Source organism: Wolbachia endosymbiont of Frankliniella intonsa (genome assembly GCF_029856955.1).
In the GTDB taxonomy this organism is placed as follows: Bacteria; Pseudomonadota; Alphaproteobacteria; order Rickettsiales; family Anaplasmataceae; genus Wolbachia.
Genome location: NZ_CP097148.1, coordinates 500,062 through 519,037, shown reverse-complemented (window position 1 = coordinate 519,037; position 18,976 = coordinate 500,062). Strand labels below are relative to the sequence as shown.

Here is an 18,976-nt window from a genome sequence, read left to right as displayed (position 1 = left end):
TGCTTTGGGAAATACTATAGCAGTAGCTTTGGTAGCAGCTATCGCAGCAGCTGTAAAATTTAAATGTTGGTCTTGTAATAGAAAGAGTAAAGGCCATAGTAGTTCTAAGGAAGAAACTCCATCTAGTTATTTATTAAGTTCAATAACTTTAGAAAGTGGAACTAATTCTATTAGTTAGCCAAAATATTGCAAAAATAGAATTTTTTTTATTTCACAGTTTCATCATTTAATAATTTTTATGCTCTAATTATTATACTTAATTTATCATTACCTGTTGTGTAAACAGGATGAGAATCTTCAATAATCTACATCCTTTAGTAAGAAAAAATCAATACATTCACGATAAATTTACCTCATATCTGTGTTTTATATGTGGAATTTCGAATGGAAAATTATGCAGGCAAAGAAAGAAGAATAGTGAATATAGTTACTCAACATTGGAGTGATATAAAAGGATCAGAGAGAGAATGGCCAGAAAGACATGAAATAGACACTGCAGAAATCATGGAGTCATGGCAGCATTGTTTTATCATTGAAGTTAAAGATCGAGGTTATATTTGTGAAAATGCAGGAGAAAAAGCTATTGAATTCTATGGTTTTGAAAAAAAGATGTACATCGATGATAAGTATGCAATTGATGCACCATTTTTGCGGCTATATAAAATAGATGCAGTTATTGATAAACTTGAGACTGTAATAGAGAGTAAATGCTCAATTAAAGAAGAGGAAGAAAGTGAAAGTGTTAAAATAAGGCAAGTATTGTTGCCAATTGGAGATAAAGAAGGTATAACACATATACTGGGTGTGATTACATTCAAGCTGCTTTAAAATACAATTTTAATTTGATTCTTTAATAAAATTATCTATACTCATACTTAATTACTAATAAAGAACTAAATAGTGGTGTTTGTAAATTTGTTTAGAATATGACGAAAATAAAACTAAAAACCAAATCTTCTGTCAAAAAGCGCTTTCACCTTACAGCTAAGGGTAAAGTCATCTCTACTCAATCAGGTAAAAGACATGGTATGGTAAAGAGAAGTAAATCTAATATTCGTAATCAGCGTGGTACGACGATTCTTAGTAAATCTGACTCGCGTATAGTTAAGCTTTATATGCCTTATGGTATTTAACAAAATGGAGGTAAAATAAAAATGGCTCGAGTAAAACGTGGAGTCACTACTCATGCTCGTCATAAAAAAATATTGAAACTAGCAAAGGGTTATAGAGGACGGGCAAAAAATTGTTATAGAATTGCATTACAAAGAGTTGAAAAAGCACTCCAATATGCTTACAGAGACAGAAGAACCTGTAAACGTTATTTTCGTGGTTTGTGGATAATACGTATTAATGCAGCAGTAAGAGAACATGGACTTACTTACGGTAGATTTATGCATGGTCTTAAACTTGCTGAAATTGATTTAAATAGGAAAATTCTTGCTGAGATGGCTGTTAATCATAAGGATGATTTTGCTAAATTAATAGAAATTGTAAATAGTAAGTTAGCTTAAAGCAAAAACACCATGAGAATTATTTTCATGGGGTCAACGGAGTTTGCTGTTGGTGCGTTAAACTTACTATTAAAATTACAGAGTGAAATAGTAGCAGTATATACCAAAGCTCCAAAACCTTCTGGACGTGGGCAGAGGTTAACAAAATCGCCAGTACACATCGTTGCTGAAAAAAGTGACATAGAGGTATGTACTCCTGCCTCTTTAAAATCTTCGATAGAGCAAGAAAAGTTTGGAAATTTTAAGCCAGACGTTGCAGTTGTTGCTGCGTATGGATTGATACTTCCAAAAGAAATTTTAAATATTCCCAAATATGGTTGTATTAATATTCATCCATCATTACTTCCTAGGTGGCGCGGTGCAGCTCCGATACAGCACACAATTTTAGCCGGAGATCAAGAAACCGGAGTTAGCATTATGCAGCTAGATGAAGGATTAGATTCTGGCCCTATTTTAAAACAGAAAAAATTTCTTATTGAAAAAAGCGATAATTATAAGACGTTGTATGATAAATTGTCTGAATTAGGTAGTGATTTACTGCTGAAAGTACTAAACGAAATTGAAAAGCAAGTTCCCTTAAAACAGAGCGATAACGATGCGTGTTATGCTGACAAAGTAAAAGACTATAAAATTTACGCAAGTGACGCCTGTGAAATTGCTTATAGAAAGGTTAAAGCATTTTATCCAAAAGCATTCATTAAGGTAGAGAACAAACGTATCAAGATACTTGATGCTGAATTTGAAGCTTTCACTTCAGGACAAGGTGAGATCATTAATGATAATATGCATATAAGTTTAAAAGGTGGTACTTTAATTCCTAAAGTTGTACAAATGGAAGGAAGAAATCCTTGCGATATTAAAGATTTTGTTCGTGGCTTAAAATCAAGTTTAACAAAAAAATTTATAGAATAGACTACTTTGAAAGGAGGGTGAGGAGAGCTAAAGCAACTTCTACAATTTGGTATTCCTCTGCTTGTTAGCGGAATCTACAACAAGATAACGCGTTTTGGTGTACGAACATTGCAATTTGCAGGTAATTTGAGTAGTAGATGGTGTCATTCCAGTTCTTGACACTGGAATCCAGTTTCTATTGTACAGCCACCTGGTGTGCTCATTTAAAGTGAAGTTTTCTGGATCCCAGTGTCTGGGTGCTGGGATGACATCTTTCTTGGTCTCTTGTATCACAATGTTCGTACAGCTATGTGCTTGTTAGCGGAATCTACAACGAGATACCGCAGTGGTATGACGTAGTAGATATATATAGACAAATTTTCTTTTCTTAGATATAATCTTAAGAAACCTTCCATATGAAAATTAAAAGAGCTTTAATATCAGTATACGATAAGACAAATATAATTGAACTTGCATCGTTTTTGATGCAGCAACAAATAGAAATTCTCTCAACAGGGAATACTTATAAAGTGCTATCAGGTGCGGGAATAAAAACGCAAGAAGTTTCAGATTACACACAATTTCCAGAAATACTAGATGGCAGAGTGAAAACTTTACATCCTAAAATTCATGGAGGAATACTCTGTGATCGAAAAAGGCACGAAAAGGAAATGCAGAATCTAGAAATTAAGCCGATAGATCTGCTTATAACTAACTTATATCCATTTTGGAAAACGGTTAATAGCAACTCAGGTGAGAAGCAAATCATAGAACAAATAGATATAGGTGGAGTAGCATTAATTAGAGCTACAGCAAAAAACTTTCATTTCACTTCAGTGATTTCTAGCATTCAAGATTACGAAACACTGAAAGCTGAGATGATCAAAAATAACAATCAGACAACATTAGAATATAGAAAACATCTAGCAACTAAAGCATTTGCTCTGACTGCACAGTATGATTCTAATATTTACAATTGGTTTTTATCACAGGGTAAAAGCAATGAGTTACCAGAGTTTTTTACTTTATATGGATGTAAAGCACAAGGACTAAGATATGGTGAAAATCCTCATCAAAAAGCTGCATTTTATAGCAATCAATTTAGCAAATATCCACTGGAGAAAATACATGGAAAAGAGTTGAGCTATAATAATATAGTCGACATAGAGTCTGCACTTAACATAATTTCTGAGTTTCAAGAACCTGCAGCAGTGATAATAAAGCACAATAATCCATGTGGCGCTGCTGTTAGTGACAGTGCTTTAAAAGCATATGAAAAAGCTCTATCATGTGATGAAATAAGCAGTTTTGGTGGAATAGTTGCTTTCAATCGGGAGATAGATTTCAAGCTAGCAGAGAAATTAAACGAGATATTTTTCGAAGTGGTGATAGCACCATCGGTAAACAAAGAGGCACTAAAAATTTTACAAAAAAAGAAAAATTTAAGAGTGATTATTCATCAATCTCTTCAGCAAAATGCAAAATATCAAATCAAAAATGTTGTTGGCGGGTTCTTAGTGCAAGAAAATAATAACCATACAGTAAAAGTAGAAGAAATAAACCGAGTGACAGAATGCACTACAACAAAAAAAGAGAAGGAGGATCTTATTTTTGCTTGGAAAATATGTAAACATGTAAAATCCAATGCAATAGTGATAGCAAAAGACGGTTGTGCTATTGGCATCGGTGCAGGACAAACAAGCAGAATAGATAGTGTGAATATTGCAGTAAAAAAAGCAGGTGAAAAATGTAAAGGCGCAGCGCTTGCTTCAGATGCATTTTTTCCATTTCCAGATAGTATAGTAGAAAGTGCAAAGCATGGAATTACAGCTATAATTCAGCCAGGTGGCTCATTGAAAGATCAAAACGTGATAGCAGCTGCAAATGAGAATAAAATTGCCATGTTTTTCACTGATGTTCGTAACTTTCTCCATTAACCTTTGTATCCTGTCAAAATTATACCCACACAGGGCTTTGTTGCATAGCAGCTTATAGGTATGAAAATTGTAGTAAATTTATGTAGTTACTTTAAACTCAACTATACCTATCTGTAATTGTAAGCTGTACTCTTGAGCTCCTGATGCGATTTATAGCAAATCCTAAAATGCCTTGCTGTTTTTCCTTATAGACATTCAGCTGATACCAAAATCCATTACTGACGGAACAAATAAGAAACATTACAAACTCGTTTAATAGTAGTACTGGAAATATTGACAATAAAATTACACAAAACATCTTCAAGTAAACCTATGGTATCGTAGATACTATTGCGTAAAGTATTGTATTTGATATATTGCCACAACCTTTCAACAGGATTCAGTTCCGGTGAATAAGGAGGCAAGTATATGATGGTAATGTTTTCCTGAATTTTCAAACTTTTTGATCTATGCCAACTTGCACAATCCATTACAAGAAAGGCTTCTTTCGTGCCTAAATCTTTCGACATCTGCTCCAGAAATATATTCATACAATCAGTGTTTACATATGGAGCAAGTAGGCTAATTTTCTTACCACTTCTTGGATTTACCGCACTTTAGATATAGAAATTTTGTCTACCAATTTTCATTTTAACCTGCGTTCTGACCCCTTTTAAACCATCCGTGTCCGATTTTTGAATGAGTCCCAAATCGTGATTCATCAAAAAAAACACCTCCCTTTTAGGGTGGAAATTGACTATTTTATTGAAGTATCTTTTAAACTCTTCTTGCTTGTTTTTATCTTGTTTATGGTGCATTGGCCTCGGTGTTATGTAAGAAAATTTCATCCTTTGTATCTCACGGTGCACTGTTGATTTGCTGATGTTTAGGGCAAATTCCTCTGAGATTTTTATTTGTACTTCCTTAATAGTAATATTTGGATTTCTTTCTACCCATATTTCAATTTGCTCACGTTGATTTTTGTTTAATTTGCTTTTTCTTCTCCGCTGAAACGGGGCAAATAATTTTTCTACTCTACCAAATTTTAGATGCTTTATCCATTCAGTCAAAGCAGTCCTTGAAATTTTACATATTCTTGCCACAGCGCTTATACTACTTTCTTTTCCTGCTATCACCGCTTGTAACTTTTTTGAAACATATGCGTTATTTCTTACCTTTTTTAACATTTCTTTCGCTAAATTTACAACTCTTTCGTCTAATAGTTTTGACCTTAATGCCATTTATACCTCGCTATTTCACTTACTCTAGTATGACTTTTTCCCCATTATTCTCTATCTGTTCTTTCTATAGCGGGAATTGGTATTACCTTGTACATTAGTCTATCTGGATGACATTTTACTTTTTCTAGAATATAATAATTCCCTAGAAATTACCCTACTCAATTCTATTGTACCTTGTTTAACATTGAAACATGAGTCTGAAATCTAGAAATTTTTTAAGAACAAAAGTTATTCTAAGTTTTTGTTGGTAAGAAAAACTGGATTACAGCTCCATGCACTGGAATGATATCTAGGTCTAAAGTCTACATAAAAATCGTTTACAATCGGCGTTCAATGTGATAAGTTGAAAGCAGTTTATTCCTCGGTAGCTCAGTGGTAGAGCAGTTGGCTGTTAACCAATTGGTCGCTGGTTCGAATCCGGCCCGGGGAGCACTATTTTATACAATCTGTACATTTCACTTTTAGCGCAAAATTCACTACTTTTTTTGTCTATTAAACAGACAAAACGTGTGAAGTTATATAGGTTTAAAGCCTTTACTGTCAAAATGCAAAGATGTCTGCGCTTCACTTAGCTTGCTATCTGGCTCCTCTCCTATTTTTCTTTTATTACATTTCCTTTTTAATTGAGGAAGGACATTTTTTGGCAATGTTTCATCAATACTGCAATAATTGTAAATGAGCGAAGTAAGACGCACCAAATTTCCACTCGCCAAAGTCTGTACATCTCTGTAATTAATGCTGTTATCATATACTTTAAGTGTAATAAGATTTTTAAGGTTTTCACTTGCTGCTAAAGCCTCTGCACCTTCATTACTGATTTCATTCCATCCTAAACTCAGTAAAGTAAGCTTTTGAAGGTTTCCACTTGCTAAAGCTTTTGCCCCCTATCGCCAATTTTATTATCATATAATTTAAGCTCAGTAAGACTTGTAAGATTTCCACTGGTTAAAGCCTCTACATCTTCATCACCAATTCCGTTTCCTCCTAAATCAAGCGAAGTAAGATTTATAAGATTCCCGCTTGCTAAAATCTTTACATATTCTGTAACAACATAACTGCAACTTAGATCAAGTGAAGTAAGATGAGAAAGCTGAGCTAATTCTTTTATAACCTCATAATTAATTTTTGAACATCGTAAAATAAGTCTTGTAATGTTTGTATTGCTTTTTAAAAAGTTTACTAATCTATCAACATTAATTATAGCAGCTGATGTTGCTAAAGTATTACCCTTTACATATTGACTATAACTCATTTGACCTCACTATTAAAGCTATGCAAGTGTTTTAGTAAACACTTCAGCAACTGTGAATCACTTTAATAAATATTTTATGAAAAACTTCATATACCATTGCCTCCAAGCAGCTTTTTATATCTCTTATTTTAACACAAAAGTTGTGAGAAGAGTTTGTTTTTGGTATAATCAGAGGTTCTCGATGATAACTTTCATATGAACTTTAAATCAGTCGTTTTATGTATATTAGATGGCTGGGGTAATGGAATAGAAAATAGTAAATACAACGCTATTAGCAATTCAAATCCACCTTGTTGGCAACATATTAGCTCTAATTATCCAAAGTGCAGTTTATCTGCCTGTGGAACTGATGTTGGATTACCAGAAGGCCAAATAGGCAATTCAGAAGTTGGTCACATGAATATTGGTAGCGGTAGAGTGGTAATGCAAAGCCTTCAGCGTATTAATCAAGCAATCGAAACGATAGAAAATAATGCAAATCTACAGAATTTTATTAATGATCTAAAAAGTAAGAATGGCATATGCCATATAATGGGATTGATATCAGATGGCGGTGTTCATTCGCATCAAAAGCACATTTCAGCTTTAGCAAACAAGATATCACAGCGCGGAATTAAAGTTGTAATACACGCATTTTTAGATGGCAGAGACACACTGCTAAATTCAGGGAAAGGATGCATTCAAGAATTTACAGAAAGCATAAAGGAAAATGATATAAGAATCGCCACTGTCTCTGGGCGTTATTATGCTATGGACCGTGATAATAGGTGGGAAAGAACAATTGAAGCTTATGAAGCCATCGCATTTGCAAAGGCGCCTCGTTATGATGATGCAGTATCGCTTATTGATGAAAATTATCAAAATAATATAACCGATGAATTTATCAGGCCCGCAATAATAGGCGATTATCAAGGTATAAAACCAGAAGATGGATTGCTATTGGCTAACTTTCGTGCTGATCGAATGATACAATTGGCAAGTATTTGTCTTGGTAAAGCAGGCTATACTGAAGTGGCAAAATTCTCTTCAATTTTAAGTATGATGCAATATAAAGCGGACTTAAAAATCCCTTATCTCTTTCCTCCTGAATCTTTTGCCAACACTTTGGGACAGATAATAGAAGACAATAAACTACGGCAACTGCGCATTGCTGAAACTGAGAAATATGCGCATGTGACTTTCTTTTTTAATTGTGGAAGAGAAGAACCTTTTTCTGGTGAAGAAAGAATACTCATTCCTTCACCAAAAGTTAAAACTTATGACCTGCAGCCTGAAATGTCAGCCTTTGAGCTCACAGAAGAGCTTGTAAAAAAAATTTATTCTCAAGAATTTGAGCTGATAGTTGTAAACTACGCTAACCCTGATATGGTGGGACACACAGGTAATATAAAAGCGGCCGAGCAAGCTGTGCTCGCTGTAGATGATTGCCTTGCAAAAGTACTCAGCGTTGTCAAAGAAGTGGGTAATACTGCACTCATTGTTACAGCAGACCATGGTAATGTGGAATGTATGTTCGATGAAGAAAATAACACACCTCACACAGCGCACACTCTAAATAAAGTTCCATTTATTATATCTTGTGAAAATTTAAAACTGAGAGATGGAAAATTATCTGATATTTCTCCTACTATTTTACAGCTACTTGGACTCAAAAATCCAAACGAGATGACAGGTAGTTCGTTAGTGCGTTCCATGTTGCTATAACTCTATTGTTAAGGGTTGAGGAAATAAAACACTGTGTATAGAAGATAGCATATCTATTTGCTGCTCTAAATGATCATGCTCAGCTTCCACATTAGAGTACCGAATATTATTCTTCCCTACATATACAGATAAAGAACCATCATCTTCAACTGCTTTGTTATTTTGCAATACTATATTAAAAATTTCTTTCTGTTTTAAAGCATCGAACCAATCTTCAACTGTCGTATAGAAAAACTCACCCGTTCCACTTTCCGGACACACTTCTGGAGAAATCTTTAGCACATCATGAGAAAGTGGTGGAGAAAAATAGCTCTTGAATGAGTAGCTGGGAGAATTGTAGTTATTGTGCAGAGCGATAACGTTATCTTGACCAGGAAGTAAAAAATCTAAAATTCTTTGTGCAAAGTTTCTAACAGCTCTCAAAGCATCTTCTGAAACACTGCCAAACTCTCTTAAGCTAGCTTCTGCACCTACATCATCAAACATGCGATTGGGATCGAATTCATACCGCTCACCATTTAAGTAAAATTCTACATTACGCGGAGTACCATCACCATGAGTAATGTATAGCATTCTTCCACCAAACTGCTGGAGTATATGCTCACCAGCCCCTTTTGAAGTTACTTCATTTTGATGCACATTAATAAAATTGATCCCACTTGTATCGCTACTTTTAATAAAAAGCTTAACCGTGGTATCACCCAACGCTAGATCATATTCTTTAGTGTCGATGTTTGACATTCCGCTGCTATCAATAATCAAAGCAAAAAATAGTACAAATTTTACTTTATGTTAGTTATAAGCTTCTATTTTTAAATTTTTTGCTGTCAACATTAATGATTCATTAAAGAAGTTATCAGCATCACTAATGCTACCTATGCTTTTTGTATTGATAGATTGGTCAATTCTTTTAACTAGATTAGATAAAACTTTGTTAGGGCCAACTTCAACAAACTTATTAGTGCCATGGCTTATCATATATAAAACCATCTCTCTCCATCTTACTCTACTTACAACTTGCTTAGCGAGCAAAGCTCTTATGATCTCTGGATCACTTTCTTCCTTAGCTGTAACGTTTGATACAAAAGGAATCGAAGGGCGAGTTATGTTGATGCTTTTTAAAAATTCCAGAAGTTTTTCATCAGCAGGTTTCATAAAAGATGAGTGAAAAGGCCCACTAACTTGTAATTTTATCATTTTCTTGACACTTGAGTTTTTGAATAAATCAGGTAAGACCTCAAGAGCCTCTGCAGTACCACTCACCACTACCTGCCCACCACCATTATCGTTTGCAATTTCACAATCAATTTGAGCTGATTTTAATATACCTTCTACTTCACTTATTTCTGCTCCAAGTAGAGCAAACATTCCACCTTTGCATTTTAGTGAAGCTTCATGCATTGCTTCGCTACGAACTTTTAGCAATTTGACTGCAGACTCAAGCGTCAATGCCCCTGCAGCACACAGCGCTGTATACTCGCCAACTGAATGCCCACAAACATGCTGAACGCTGTAAAGAGATTCACCAAATACGTGCTTCATAACACGTAGCGTTGCAATTGACACCGCCATTATAGATGGCTGAGCATTTTCCGTGATGGTTAACTTCTCAATAGGGCCATTGAAAATCAAATGAGACAGCTTTCTACCCAATATGTCATCTACTTCATCAAATACGTTCCTTGCAACTGAAAATTCATCATATAAACTCTTTCCCATTCCTATAAATTGGGAGCCCTGACCAGGAAAAGCAAAAATCATAAAAATTTTTCATTCTTCATTGAGAATGCTACTTTATTTATTTTTTGTCAATATTTCACAATAATGATTGACCAAATGAACCAGATTCACTAAAATCTTAGCTGGTAAGGAATTTGTAAGAACAATGGCAGAAATCGATTATCACAAAGTTACTATAGTTATGACAGATGGTCAAGAGTTTGAAACTTATTCCACTTATGGAAAAGAAGGTCAAAGAATAAAGCTTGATAGAGATCCTCTTACTCATCCTGCATGGACTGGAAGTTTGACAAGCGGTTCAGGGGAGAAGGATAGTAAAATAGCTAAGTTTAATGATAAATACGGGAGTCTTTTTTAGTTCCTCCCCTCTTTATTTAACATGTATAAATATAAAAATGTAGGCTATATTGCTTCTTCGCTACCCAAGTCTCAGGAAGTATCTAAACTACTACAGAAACTCAATTTTATCAATATAGCAGAAGCAGGTAAGCATGAAGTTGATCTGCTGATAGTTGTTGGTGGCGATGGTTTTATGCTACGCACCCTACACAACTACGTCATAGGAAATAAAGATATACATGTGTATGGAATAAATACCGGTAACGTCGGATTTTTGATGAATAAATGCTTTAAAGATCTAATTGATCATATAGAACATGCAATTCCTACTCAGCTAACTTTACTAAAAATGGAAGCCACAGACATAAGTGGCAAAAAACACCATTACATCGCAGTAAATGAAGTGTATGTCTTTAGAAATGCAAATCAAATAGTGGAGATGGATATTACCATTAATGATAAGCTAAAAGTAGAAAAATTCAGAGGAGATGGAATTATATTGTCTACCCCAACAGGTAGCACTGCATATAACTTCTCTGCCGGTGGGCCAATCTTACCACTTAATTCAAATTTACTTGCACTGACTTCCATCAATAGCTACTACCCAAGGCGTTGGAATGGAGCGTTAATCTCAAATGATACAATAGTGCAAATTGATATCAACGACGTGGAAAATCGTCCAGCACTTGTAGTATCAGATTACAAGGAATTTCCTGATATATCGCAGATAAAAATGCAGAAAGATCACGAAAACACAGTCACTCTGCTTTTTGATAAAGATTGCTCATTAGACGAGAGGATTTTTGATAAGCAATTTTTATACTAAATTCTTCATATTTATCTTTAAATTAGTATTTACCATATCTTAATAATTATAACGTAATCAACACAATATAGTAATTAATTTTGGAGCGAATATGCCTGAATCAGGAAATGGAGAGAACGTCGGAATAAATGAAAACGGTGTGATAAAACAAACAACTCCACCACAACCAAAACCTCGAAAAATAGGGAAACAAACAACCGATGAAAATGAAATTTTACAATCTACAAGTTCGGCTAGCGAATCAAGTTCTGATGAAGCAAGGCAAAAAGAATCGAATGTGAACAGTTCAGAAACTATTTATGCATCCATAGAGCAAAATACAGAATCTCCAAAAAAGAGTTCAGATAGTGTATCAGTTAGCAGATCACCTTCTCCTCCACCATCATATCACACAAATGGCTCTGAAGAATCTTTCCTTGGAGATAATAAAAAGACAAACAGATTTTTACAGAAAGTAAAATATACGATGCAAAAGAAGAAAGTTACAATGCCTTTTGTAGGCCTTGTTACGGCGTGTTGTATTACAGCAATCGTTTTAGCTGTGAAGGAAAGAGAATTCATTGGATTCATCGGCAGCATAAATCCTGTTACTATATTTGTCGGAGTATTAGCGTCTTGTTTAGCCTTGGGAATTATGTGGGAATTTATGCAAGCAGTACGTACTAAGGAGCACAAGATCACAAAAAGAGATACTCAAGAAGTTTTAGATGAGATATCAAATACACTTTCAAAAGACGAGGAATGCATCAAATCTTTGGTATTAAAATATAGCAACGGTAATCGTGTTTACTTTACGTTTCACTCTCTTCCAGAAAAAGCAAAAAGTAATCCGAACATCGTAGAACTTACAGGCCAGCCAATCTATTACAAGAGTAAAGTAAATTCATTAATCAATGATAGAATATGTCTTCCCATCTTAGGAACAGTTCTTATTACTGGAAACATAACCTTCCCTTTAGCACTTTATTCAACAGGTGGTTTGAGCAACATAGTAAGTTCATACACAAATCCTACTATTTACTGGCCAATCGTTGCAATTTCAGGCACTCTACTGCTTTTCACTTTAGCTTGCACAATTCATCATTGGAGCAAAAATGATTTTAAAGATTACTTGTTATTAGATACAAAAGATGCTAATAGTGAAAATCCTAATGAAACAGCTATTAAAACTGTAAAAAGCAGTCAAGAAAAGATTAGTTCAAAATTGTTACAAGTAGTTGCTGAACGATGTGTCCATCCAGATATTACTTATATTATTAATTAAATATGGCTCGTACTTCTTTTTATCGCTATTCCAGTACTGTAAATGCAACGTTTTGAAGATTTACACTTGCTAAGACCTTGCTATTTTGATAGCTTGAGATGATGACAATGAAGGGGTTTGTTTATGAAAAAAGGTTTAATATTTATATCTTTAGTAGCGGCTTTATTGATAGTCGTTAATTTTTTATATAAAAATAGCGGAATTGATGATTCACAAGTAGTAAACGTTTATTCATCACGTAAAGAAGAATTAGTACATAGTTTGTTTGATGATTTTACAAAAACCACTGGCATCAAGGTACGTTATATCATTGACGATTATTCCCAATTGCTTTCACGCATGGAAAATGGTGGTGAAGCTGATTTGTTTTTAACTGCAGATGCAGTGAATTTGATTTTAGCCAAAAAAAGAGGGCTCTTATCTCAAGTGGATTCAGAGACTCTAAAAAATGCCATACCTGCAAAATTTAGAGATAATGAAGATTATTGGTTTGGTCTCACAAAAAGAGCTAGAATATTGGTTTACAATAAAGAATCAGTAGATCCTAAGGAATTAAGTACCTATGAAGATTTAGCGAATGAAAAATGGAAAGGGAAAATATTAGTACGCTCTTCCACAAGTCCATATAACCGATCATTGATCGCTTTTATGATTGCAAAAAATGGTTTTGAAAAAACAAAAGAATGGGTGAGTGGAATTGTAAGCAACATGCCAAGAAAACCAAGCGGTGGTGACACAGATCAAATTTATGCTGTAGCCGCTGGTGAAGGCAATGTTGCAATAGTAAATAGCTACTACTTTGCAAGAATCCTTTCATCAGAAAATAAAAAGAATATCACAGAAAAGTTAGGAGCTTTCTTTCCGAGTGATGGTGTAATGGTGAATATTAGTGGTGCAGCAGTAACAAAAAACGCAAAACACAGAGAAAATGCCATAGCTTTATTGGAGTTTTTTGTAAGCAAACAGGCTCAAGAGCTATATGCTAAAAAAAATCAAGAATATCCTATTGTTGAAGGTATTGAAACTTCTGATGTGTTAAAATCTTGGGGAAATTACCTACAAAGTACTCTGCCTATAAGTGAGCTTGAGAAGCATCTCTTTGAGGCTGTTATGATAGCAGATGAATGTAAGTGGAAATAAAATTTTATAGCTTCCTTCTACTTTACTTTACAGTTGTGTAATTGAAATTAAGAAAGTAGAATAAGCTCAAAAAAGGAGCTATGGACAAGAGAAGGAATTTATTAAATATCTCAGACCTCACAATCGGTGATGTAGAAAATATAACTAAATTAGCCAACCAATACCTTGAAGAAAAAGTTGAAAATAGTCATGTTCTGAAAAATAAAATAGTCATAAACCTATTCTTTGAAGATTCAACACGTACGCTCGCATCTTTTGAAATAGCAGCAAAGAGCCTTGGAGCAAATGTTATAACTTTACCAATAAAATCTTCTTCTATTAACAAAGGGGAAGATCTAAAAGATATGATAAAAACACTAAATGCAATGAATACTGACTATATGATAATCAGGCATAAAAGTAGTGGTATTATTAATACATTGGCAAAGCATGTCAATTGCTCGCTAATCAACGCAGGCGATGGAAGCAGTGAACACCCAACTCAAGCTCTTGCAGATTATCTCGTAATTCTCAGTCATAAAAAGCAAATAAAAAACCTCAAAATTGTGATATGTGGAGATATTTTGCACAGTAGAGTTGCAAGATCAAATATAAGATTGCTAAAAATGTTTGGAGCAAAAATAAGCTTGGTTGCACCACCATCTCTGATTTGTAAGCATTTTCCTGAAGTAGATTCAATTCATTATTCATTAACTGAAGGTATAGAGGATGCTGACGTCATTATGCTTTTAAGATTGCAGAAAGAGCGCATGAATAATAATTCTTCAGAAAAAGAATATTTTCATTTGTATGGACTTGATTCACAAAAACTATCGCACGCAAAACCAGATGCAATTGTTATGCACCCAGGACCAATAAACAGAGGTATCGAAATTAGCAATGATATAGCAGATTGTGTTATTTTACAGCAAGTAAAGTTTGGATTAGCAACGCGTAAGGCAGTACTGCACTATTTAATAAATGTTTAAGTTAAAAATTAATGTTTAAGGAATTTTAGACATAATGACCCTCCTATAAAGAAAAGATTTAGAAAAATATAACACACCTTATGACAGAAATTAAGTACGCACTGAGGTAGACTGCGCTATATTTTTTATTGAAAAATTAATTGAAAAGTCTGCAGACTTGAATAAGGTGGATTTCGAGCTGTAAAATACCCTCGTTTTTACTGATAGTAATCAACTTACCAAATGTGTCAAGTATTTTTTTGCATTTAATTTACAACTACGAACGTTTATTTGCAAAAAATACTATAAACATAAAATGATAGATGTCATAAAAGTAGCCAGCACTGGCATCCAGTTAAATTTGTGAGTTAAAAGTTATGCTAAAATATAACGTTTCTAATGATGATGGAAAATGGATCCCAGTGTCGGAGCACTGGGATGACATTGTTTAGTACGCAAATTACCACAATGTTCATACAGCTGTATACTGATTTCTTTAATGTCCGTACAGTTGTATGTCAGATACTCGAATGACAATTTCAGATAAAACCTAGATAAAAGAGAAAAATAAATTTTTACATAATCATACTTGTACAATAACTAAAGCACTTTTTACTGTAGATTAATCATTTGATTATAGTATGATTTTAATTAAGCCTATATTTGCAATGTTTATGAAATATAAAGCATTCTTCATACTATTAATTGTTATATCTAACCTGATTGCTGCAGAACAGCCTGAAAAAAATAAAAATGAAAGCAGTATAAATCAAGAAGACGTATCGAAAAGCAACACTGATGCTGAAAAAACTTCTCCGCTTCTGAGCGAACTCAAAGAAATCACAGACCCAACAAATGTAATCAATGAAGAAGTACCTTCAAGTAATCAAACAAACCTACAGTCTGAAGAGGAGACTAATATAAAAGATACCAAAGCTCTAACAAGTCCTTTATCAGAAGAAAAAAAAGAAGAACCTGAAGAGAAGAAAATCAGTCACAATAATCAAACAAACCTACATCCTGAAGAGGAGATTAGCAAAAAAGACACCGAACTTTCAACAAGCCAATTAACAGAGAAAAAGAAAGAAGAACAGCCTGACAATATAACACCTGTGAACAAAGAAAATGAAGAAAGCGAAAAATGGACAAAGCTAAACAAAGAAATAAAAAAACATAAAAGCAAGTCTATATATAAAAGACAATATGATAGCCTAAATGAGCACCTTCCTAAAACTATATTTACTGATGATTACAGTAAGCAATTTTTTTACTGCATCAAGAAGGGCAACTTAATTTGTCTAAGAGGAGTAATAAATAAGCTAGAAAAAATTGGATTAACAATTCAAGAAATACTAAGATTTAGAAATAAATTGGGTGATACTCCTCTAGTTTATGCAGTGAAACAAGGTGAAATAGACACAGTTCGCTTTCTCTTATTACAAGGTGCTGATCCTAGAGTAGTTGATAATAATTTTAAGTCCCCTATTGAAATAGCAATCGAAAGGAATCAGATCAACATAATAAACGCAATTGCCGAAATGATGCCATACCTTTTAGAGGATAAAGAAATAAACAATCAAGAAAACTCAGAGATGTATAACTTTGCTATAAAAATAAAAGAAAACACGTGTGATGCAAAAGATAATTAGACTTTTGATATTAATTTTAGTTGGTCATTTATGCTATGGAGATGATGCAATCAATGATTTTTTAAGCGCTCTGCATGACGTAAAATACGTATCTTACAATACAAAAGATTTTGCTAAATTTTTAGTACAGTGTAATAAAGCCAGCATACCACAAGATTTTAAGAAAGGTTTTGGTCCTAATTTAAATGGTGCTAATTTTAGTCAATTGTATTTAAGAAAATCTATTTTTGATGGAGTAAGTTTAATTGGTGCCGATTTTTCTAACACCGATTTATCAGATGTGTCTTTTATCGATGTTGATTTACGTGGTGCCAATTTTTCCAATTCTAATTTACATGGCGTTAAAATAAAAGGCACAAATTTAAGTTTTTCAAAATTTGCTTCTACAAATTTAACAGATATCATATTTGATCAGTCTAATATCAGTTATGCTGATTTTATCAATTCTAATCTCAACAAAGTAAGTATGCGTAATATAATTGGTTTGCATACCAAGTTTTTGAATGTAAAAATGAATTTCTCCAATTTATCAAACTCAAGTGCCAGCTACATCAATTTTAGTGATAGTGAAATAAATGACACTGTTATGCAGAAAAATAATTTCGACAACGCAAGTTTCTTTGGAGTGGATGCACATAAGCTCAAGGTACAATTTTCTTCATTAAAAAATGCTAACATATATGGTGCAGAAATAAAAAAATCGGATTTTACAGGTAGCAATCTTTCAAACTCCTATTTTAATTCTTCCATTATAGTCAACAGTAATTTCGAAAAAGCCAATTTAAGCAATTCACAAATTTCCTATGTGAAAGGGGATAATTCAAACTTCATTAAATCTATACTAAATGGTTCCAAGATAAAACATGCATATGTTTTCGAAGCAGACCTTCAGGATGCTGACTTATCTAATATTGATTTTAGTTTTAGTGAATTGTATAAAGTTAACGCCTATGATGCTAACATTTGTCACGGAAAGTTTCATAATACTAAAGTTGTGAATTCTGACATGAATGGTTCGTTCTTTGACCATTCATTGTTTACCTCTGCAAAAATAGAAGATTCAGATCTTTCCACAACTTCAATGTATAAGACAAAAATTAAAGACTCTCAAATTTATAATAGTACTCTTTCCCACCATAATATGGATTCGAGTGAGATAGAAAATTCAATATTCTTCAAATTATTAGCTGATAATTCGAGCTGGTCTAAGTCAAAAGTCACTAATTCAAACTTTATTGAAAGTGATTTCAAATCCTCCGTGTTTTATGATAATGCCTTTAGAAAGACTAGTTTTTTTCTTAGCAATTTGAGTAATTCAACAGTTAGTGATGTCTCTTTCCTCTCTTCAAGCATATATAAAAGTTCAATTGCTGATATTCATTTAACAGATTGCAAATTTGATAATTCAATTTTGATTGACAATCAAGGACAGACAAAAATTACAAATCTAGAGAATGCCATAACTTCAATTAAAGATCTGCAAGAGAAAATATCGCAGGGCAAAAAATTTGATGTAAATTATTCTTACTTTGAGTTTAAGGATATGAATTTAGAAAATGCTAATTTTTCTAATTCAATATTAAGTAGAGCAAAGTTTGTAAACGTTAATTTGAATAAGGCAAATCTTGAAAAAGCCGATTTACGTTATACTGTCTTTGATAATTCCTCTCTTATTGATGCCAATTTATCAAATTCTAATTTAGAGGGCTCTAGTCTTTTAAACTTTGATTCAAAAAATACAAAGTCTTAAAAAAGCTCTATAATGTACTTGTTAAATAAAGAAAAATGACCGTAAAAAATGAGGGCATACTACTGATTCTATCCTCTCCTTCTGGAGCTGGAAAAACTACTATATCAGAAAAATTACTTGAGCAATCAACTGATTTGGTTATGTCTGTTTCTATGACTACACGCAAACCTCGTCCCGGTGAAGTAAACGGAAAAGACTATTTTTTCGTTACTGAAGAAAAGTTTCACGAACTATGTAAGGCTGGTCAAATGCTTGAATATGCCAAAGTTTTTGAGAATTTTTACGGTATACCAAAAGATTTTATAGAACAAAACCTGAGTAGTGGAATAAGTGTTTTACTGAATATAGATTGGCAAGGAGCATTTCATTTGTTTGAAATCTTAAGAGAAAAAGTTGTAAGTGTTTTTATACTACCTCCCTCAATGGAAGAGCTTAGACTGCGTCTACAAAGGCGTAATAGTGATGATGAAATTGAAATAGAGCGTAGATTAGCCGAAGCGCAAAAAGAGATAAGTAAAAGTAATAAATATGATTACGTAATAATTAATGATGATCTTGATAAAAGCGTAGAAGAGATAAAATCAATACTAAGTAAAGGAATGCTTAAAAAATTAGAAGAAAAATCAAGTTTGAAAGATCTATAAAAACATTGATTTGTCTCTTTCAGAGCACTCATGCTTCACAGTTTAGCCACATTTATTATTTTTTAAGATAAAATAGTTAAAATAGTAGACAAGTGCTAAAGTGGGGATTTGACTATGACAATAGATTTTCTAATAGAAACTAGTTTTCTGCCTTTTCACCTA

Annotated in this window: 20 protein-coding genes, 1 tRNA gene and 2 pseudogenes; 16 read left to right on the top strand and 7 right to left on the bottom strand. The window is 33.4% G+C overall.

The annotated features are described in order from the left end of the window. Nucleotides 1-4 precede the first annotated feature (4 nt). The 5 genes from M3L71_RS02915 to fmt all read left to right on the top strand — a co-directional run bounded on the left by M3L71_RS02915 (nt 5) and on the right by fmt (nt 2,423). A complete protein-coding gene (locus M3L71_RS02915) occupies nt 5-178 on the top strand; it encodes a hypothetical protein (RefSeq protein ID WP_280143938.1) in 174 nt (57 codons plus the stop codon). A 206-nt stretch (nt 179-384) separates the two neighbouring features. Then, the gene (locus M3L71_RS02910; RefSeq protein WP_280143937.1) at nt 385-828 is read left to right on the top strand and encodes a PAS domain-containing protein; all 444 of its coding nucleotides are present in this window, start codon (nt 385-387) and stop codon (nt 826-828) included. Nucleotides 829-926: 98 nt separating this feature from the next. Next, entirely contained in the window at nt 927-1,133 is a 207-nt protein-coding gene (rpmI, locus tag M3L71_RS02905) for a 50S ribosomal protein L35 (RefSeq protein WP_010402777.1), read from the top strand. 21 nt (nt 1,134-1,154) lie between these two features. Then, a complete protein-coding gene (rplT, locus tag M3L71_RS02900; protein WP_280143936.1) occupies nt 1,155-1,511 on the top strand; it encodes a 50S ribosomal protein L20 in 357 nt (118 codons plus the stop codon). 12 nt (nt 1,512-1,523) lie between these two features. Further along, a complete protein-coding gene (gene fmt, locus M3L71_RS02895) occupies nt 1,524-2,423 on the top strand; it encodes a methionyl-tRNA formyltransferase (RefSeq protein WP_280143935.1) in 900 nt (299 codons plus the stop codon). Between the two features lie 87 nt (nt 2,424-2,510). Here the strand turns inward: fmt and M3L71_RS02890 are convergent. Further along, nucleotides 2,511-2,666 (bottom strand): annotated as a pseudogene (locus M3L71_RS02890) (WPE palindromic element domain-containing protein); the annotation flags it as partial. 152 nt (nt 2,667-2,818) lie between these two features. On the opposite strand from M3L71_RS02890, the gene purH reads away from it, so the two are divergent. Further along, complete coding sequence (purH, locus tag M3L71_RS02885) at nt 2,819-4,339, top strand: bifunctional phosphoribosylaminoimidazolecarboxamide formyltransferase/IMP cyclohydrolase (protein ID WP_280143934.1); 1,521 nt, start codon at nt 2,819-2,821, stop codon at nt 4,337-4,339. A 97-nt stretch (nt 4,340-4,436) separates the two neighbouring features. Here purH and M3L71_RS02880 read toward each other — a convergent pair whose 3' ends face one another. Beyond that, nucleotides 4,437-4,580 carry a hypothetical protein gene (locus M3L71_RS02880; RefSeq protein ID WP_280143933.1) on the bottom strand — a complete coding sequence of 48 codons (144 nt, stop codon included), beginning with the start codon at nt 4,578-4,580 and terminating at the stop codon, nt 4,437-4,439. Beyond that, a pseudogene (locus tag M3L71_RS02875) lies at nt 4,555-5,559 on the bottom strand (IS630 family transposase). Before M3L71_RS02875 ends, M3L71_RS02880 begins: the two are co-directional and overlap by 26 nt. Before the next feature lie 358 nt (nt 5,560-5,917). On the opposite strand from M3L71_RS02875, the gene M3L71_RS02870 reads away from it, so the two are divergent. Further along, nucleotides 5,918-5,989, top strand: a tRNA-Asn gene (locus M3L71_RS02870). Nucleotides 5,990-6,074: 85 nt separating this feature from the next. On the opposite strand, the gene M3L71_RS02865 is transcribed toward M3L71_RS02870, so the two are convergent. Both M3L71_RS02865 and M3L71_RS02860 read right to left on the bottom strand, forming a co-directional pair. Further along, on the bottom strand, nt 6,075-6,398 hold the full coding sequence (locus M3L71_RS02865) for a hypothetical protein (protein WP_280144113.1): 324 nt from the start codon (nt 6,396-6,398) through the stop codon (nt 6,075-6,077). Nucleotides 6,399-6,427: 29 nt separating this feature from the next. Next, on the bottom strand, nt 6,428-6,811 hold the full coding sequence (locus M3L71_RS02860) for a leucine-rich repeat domain-containing protein (RefSeq protein ID WP_265014670.1): 384 nt from the start codon (nt 6,809-6,811) through the stop codon (nt 6,428-6,430). Nucleotides 6,812-7,006: 195 nt separating this feature from the next. Here M3L71_RS02860 and gpmI point away from each other — a divergent pair, with 195 nt between their 5' ends. After that, the gene (gene gpmI / locus M3L71_RS02855) at nt 7,007-8,515 is read left to right on the top strand and encodes a 2,3-bisphosphoglycerate-independent phosphoglycerate mutase (protein WP_280143932.1); all 1,509 of its coding nucleotides are present in this window, start codon (nt 7,007-7,009) and stop codon (nt 8,513-8,515) included. Here the strand turns inward: gpmI and M3L71_RS02850 are convergent. Continuing rightward, nucleotides 8,510-9,256: a hypothetical protein gene (locus M3L71_RS02850; protein WP_280143931.1), complete on the bottom strand. Its 747-nt coding sequence runs from the start codon at nt 9,254-9,256 to the stop codon at nt 8,510-8,512. The genes gpmI and M3L71_RS02850 overlap by 6 nt on opposite strands. 51 nt (nt 9,257-9,307) lie before the next feature. After that, nucleotides 9,308-10,276, bottom strand: coding sequence for an ACP S-malonyltransferase (fabD, locus tag M3L71_RS02845; protein WP_280143930.1), 969 nt, complete (start codon nt 10,274-10,276; stop codon nt 9,308-9,310). Between the two features lie 124 nt (nt 10,277-10,400). Here fabD and rpmE point away from each other — a divergent pair, with 124 nt between their 5' ends. The 8 genes from rpmE (at nt 10,401) to gmk (ending at nt 18,814) form a co-directional block, all read left to right on the top strand. Next, nucleotides 10,401-10,613: a 50S ribosomal protein L31 gene (gene rpmE, locus M3L71_RS02840; RefSeq protein ID WP_006013575.1), complete on the top strand. Its 213-nt coding sequence runs from the start codon at nt 10,401-10,403 to the stop codon at nt 10,611-10,613. Between the two features lie 21 nt (nt 10,614-10,634). Next, the gene (locus M3L71_RS02835; protein ID WP_280143929.1) at nt 10,635-11,420 is read left to right on the top strand and encodes an NAD kinase; all 786 of its coding nucleotides are present in this window, start codon (nt 10,635-10,637) and stop codon (nt 11,418-11,420) included. Between the two features lie 91 nt (nt 11,421-11,511). Next, the gene (locus M3L71_RS02830) at nt 11,512-12,684 is read left to right on the top strand and encodes a hypothetical protein (RefSeq protein WP_280143928.1); all 1,173 of its coding nucleotides are present in this window, start codon (nt 11,512-11,514) and stop codon (nt 12,682-12,684) included. Between the two features lie 123 nt (nt 12,685-12,807). Then, the gene (locus tag M3L71_RS02825) at nt 12,808-13,824 is read left to right on the top strand and encodes an extracellular solute-binding protein (RefSeq protein ID WP_280143927.1); all 1,017 of its coding nucleotides are present in this window, start codon (nt 12,808-12,810) and stop codon (nt 13,822-13,824) included. An 80-nt stretch (nt 13,825-13,904) separates the two neighbouring features. Next, nucleotides 13,905-14,792: an aspartate carbamoyltransferase catalytic subunit gene (locus M3L71_RS02820; RefSeq protein ID WP_280143926.1), complete on the top strand. Its 888-nt coding sequence runs from the start codon at nt 13,905-13,907 to the stop codon at nt 14,790-14,792. Between the two features lie 653 nt (nt 14,793-15,445). Beyond that, entirely contained in the window at nt 15,446-16,420 is a 975-nt protein-coding gene (locus tag M3L71_RS02815) for an ankyrin repeat domain-containing protein (RefSeq protein ID WP_280143925.1), read from the top strand. Next, nucleotides 16,404-18,170, top strand: a complete 1,767-nt coding sequence (locus M3L71_RS02810; RefSeq protein ID WP_280144112.1) for a pentapeptide repeat-containing protein — start codon at nt 16,404-16,406, stop codon at nt 18,168-18,170. The genes M3L71_RS02815 and M3L71_RS02810 overlap by 17 nt, the downstream gene beginning before the upstream one ends. A gap of 35 nt (nt 18,171-18,205) precedes the next feature. Beyond that, nucleotides 18,206-18,814, top strand: a complete 609-nt coding sequence (gmk, locus tag M3L71_RS02805; RefSeq protein WP_010406904.1) for a guanylate kinase — start codon at nt 18,206-18,208, stop codon at nt 18,812-18,814. Nucleotides 18,815-18,976: the final 162 nt, after the last annotated feature.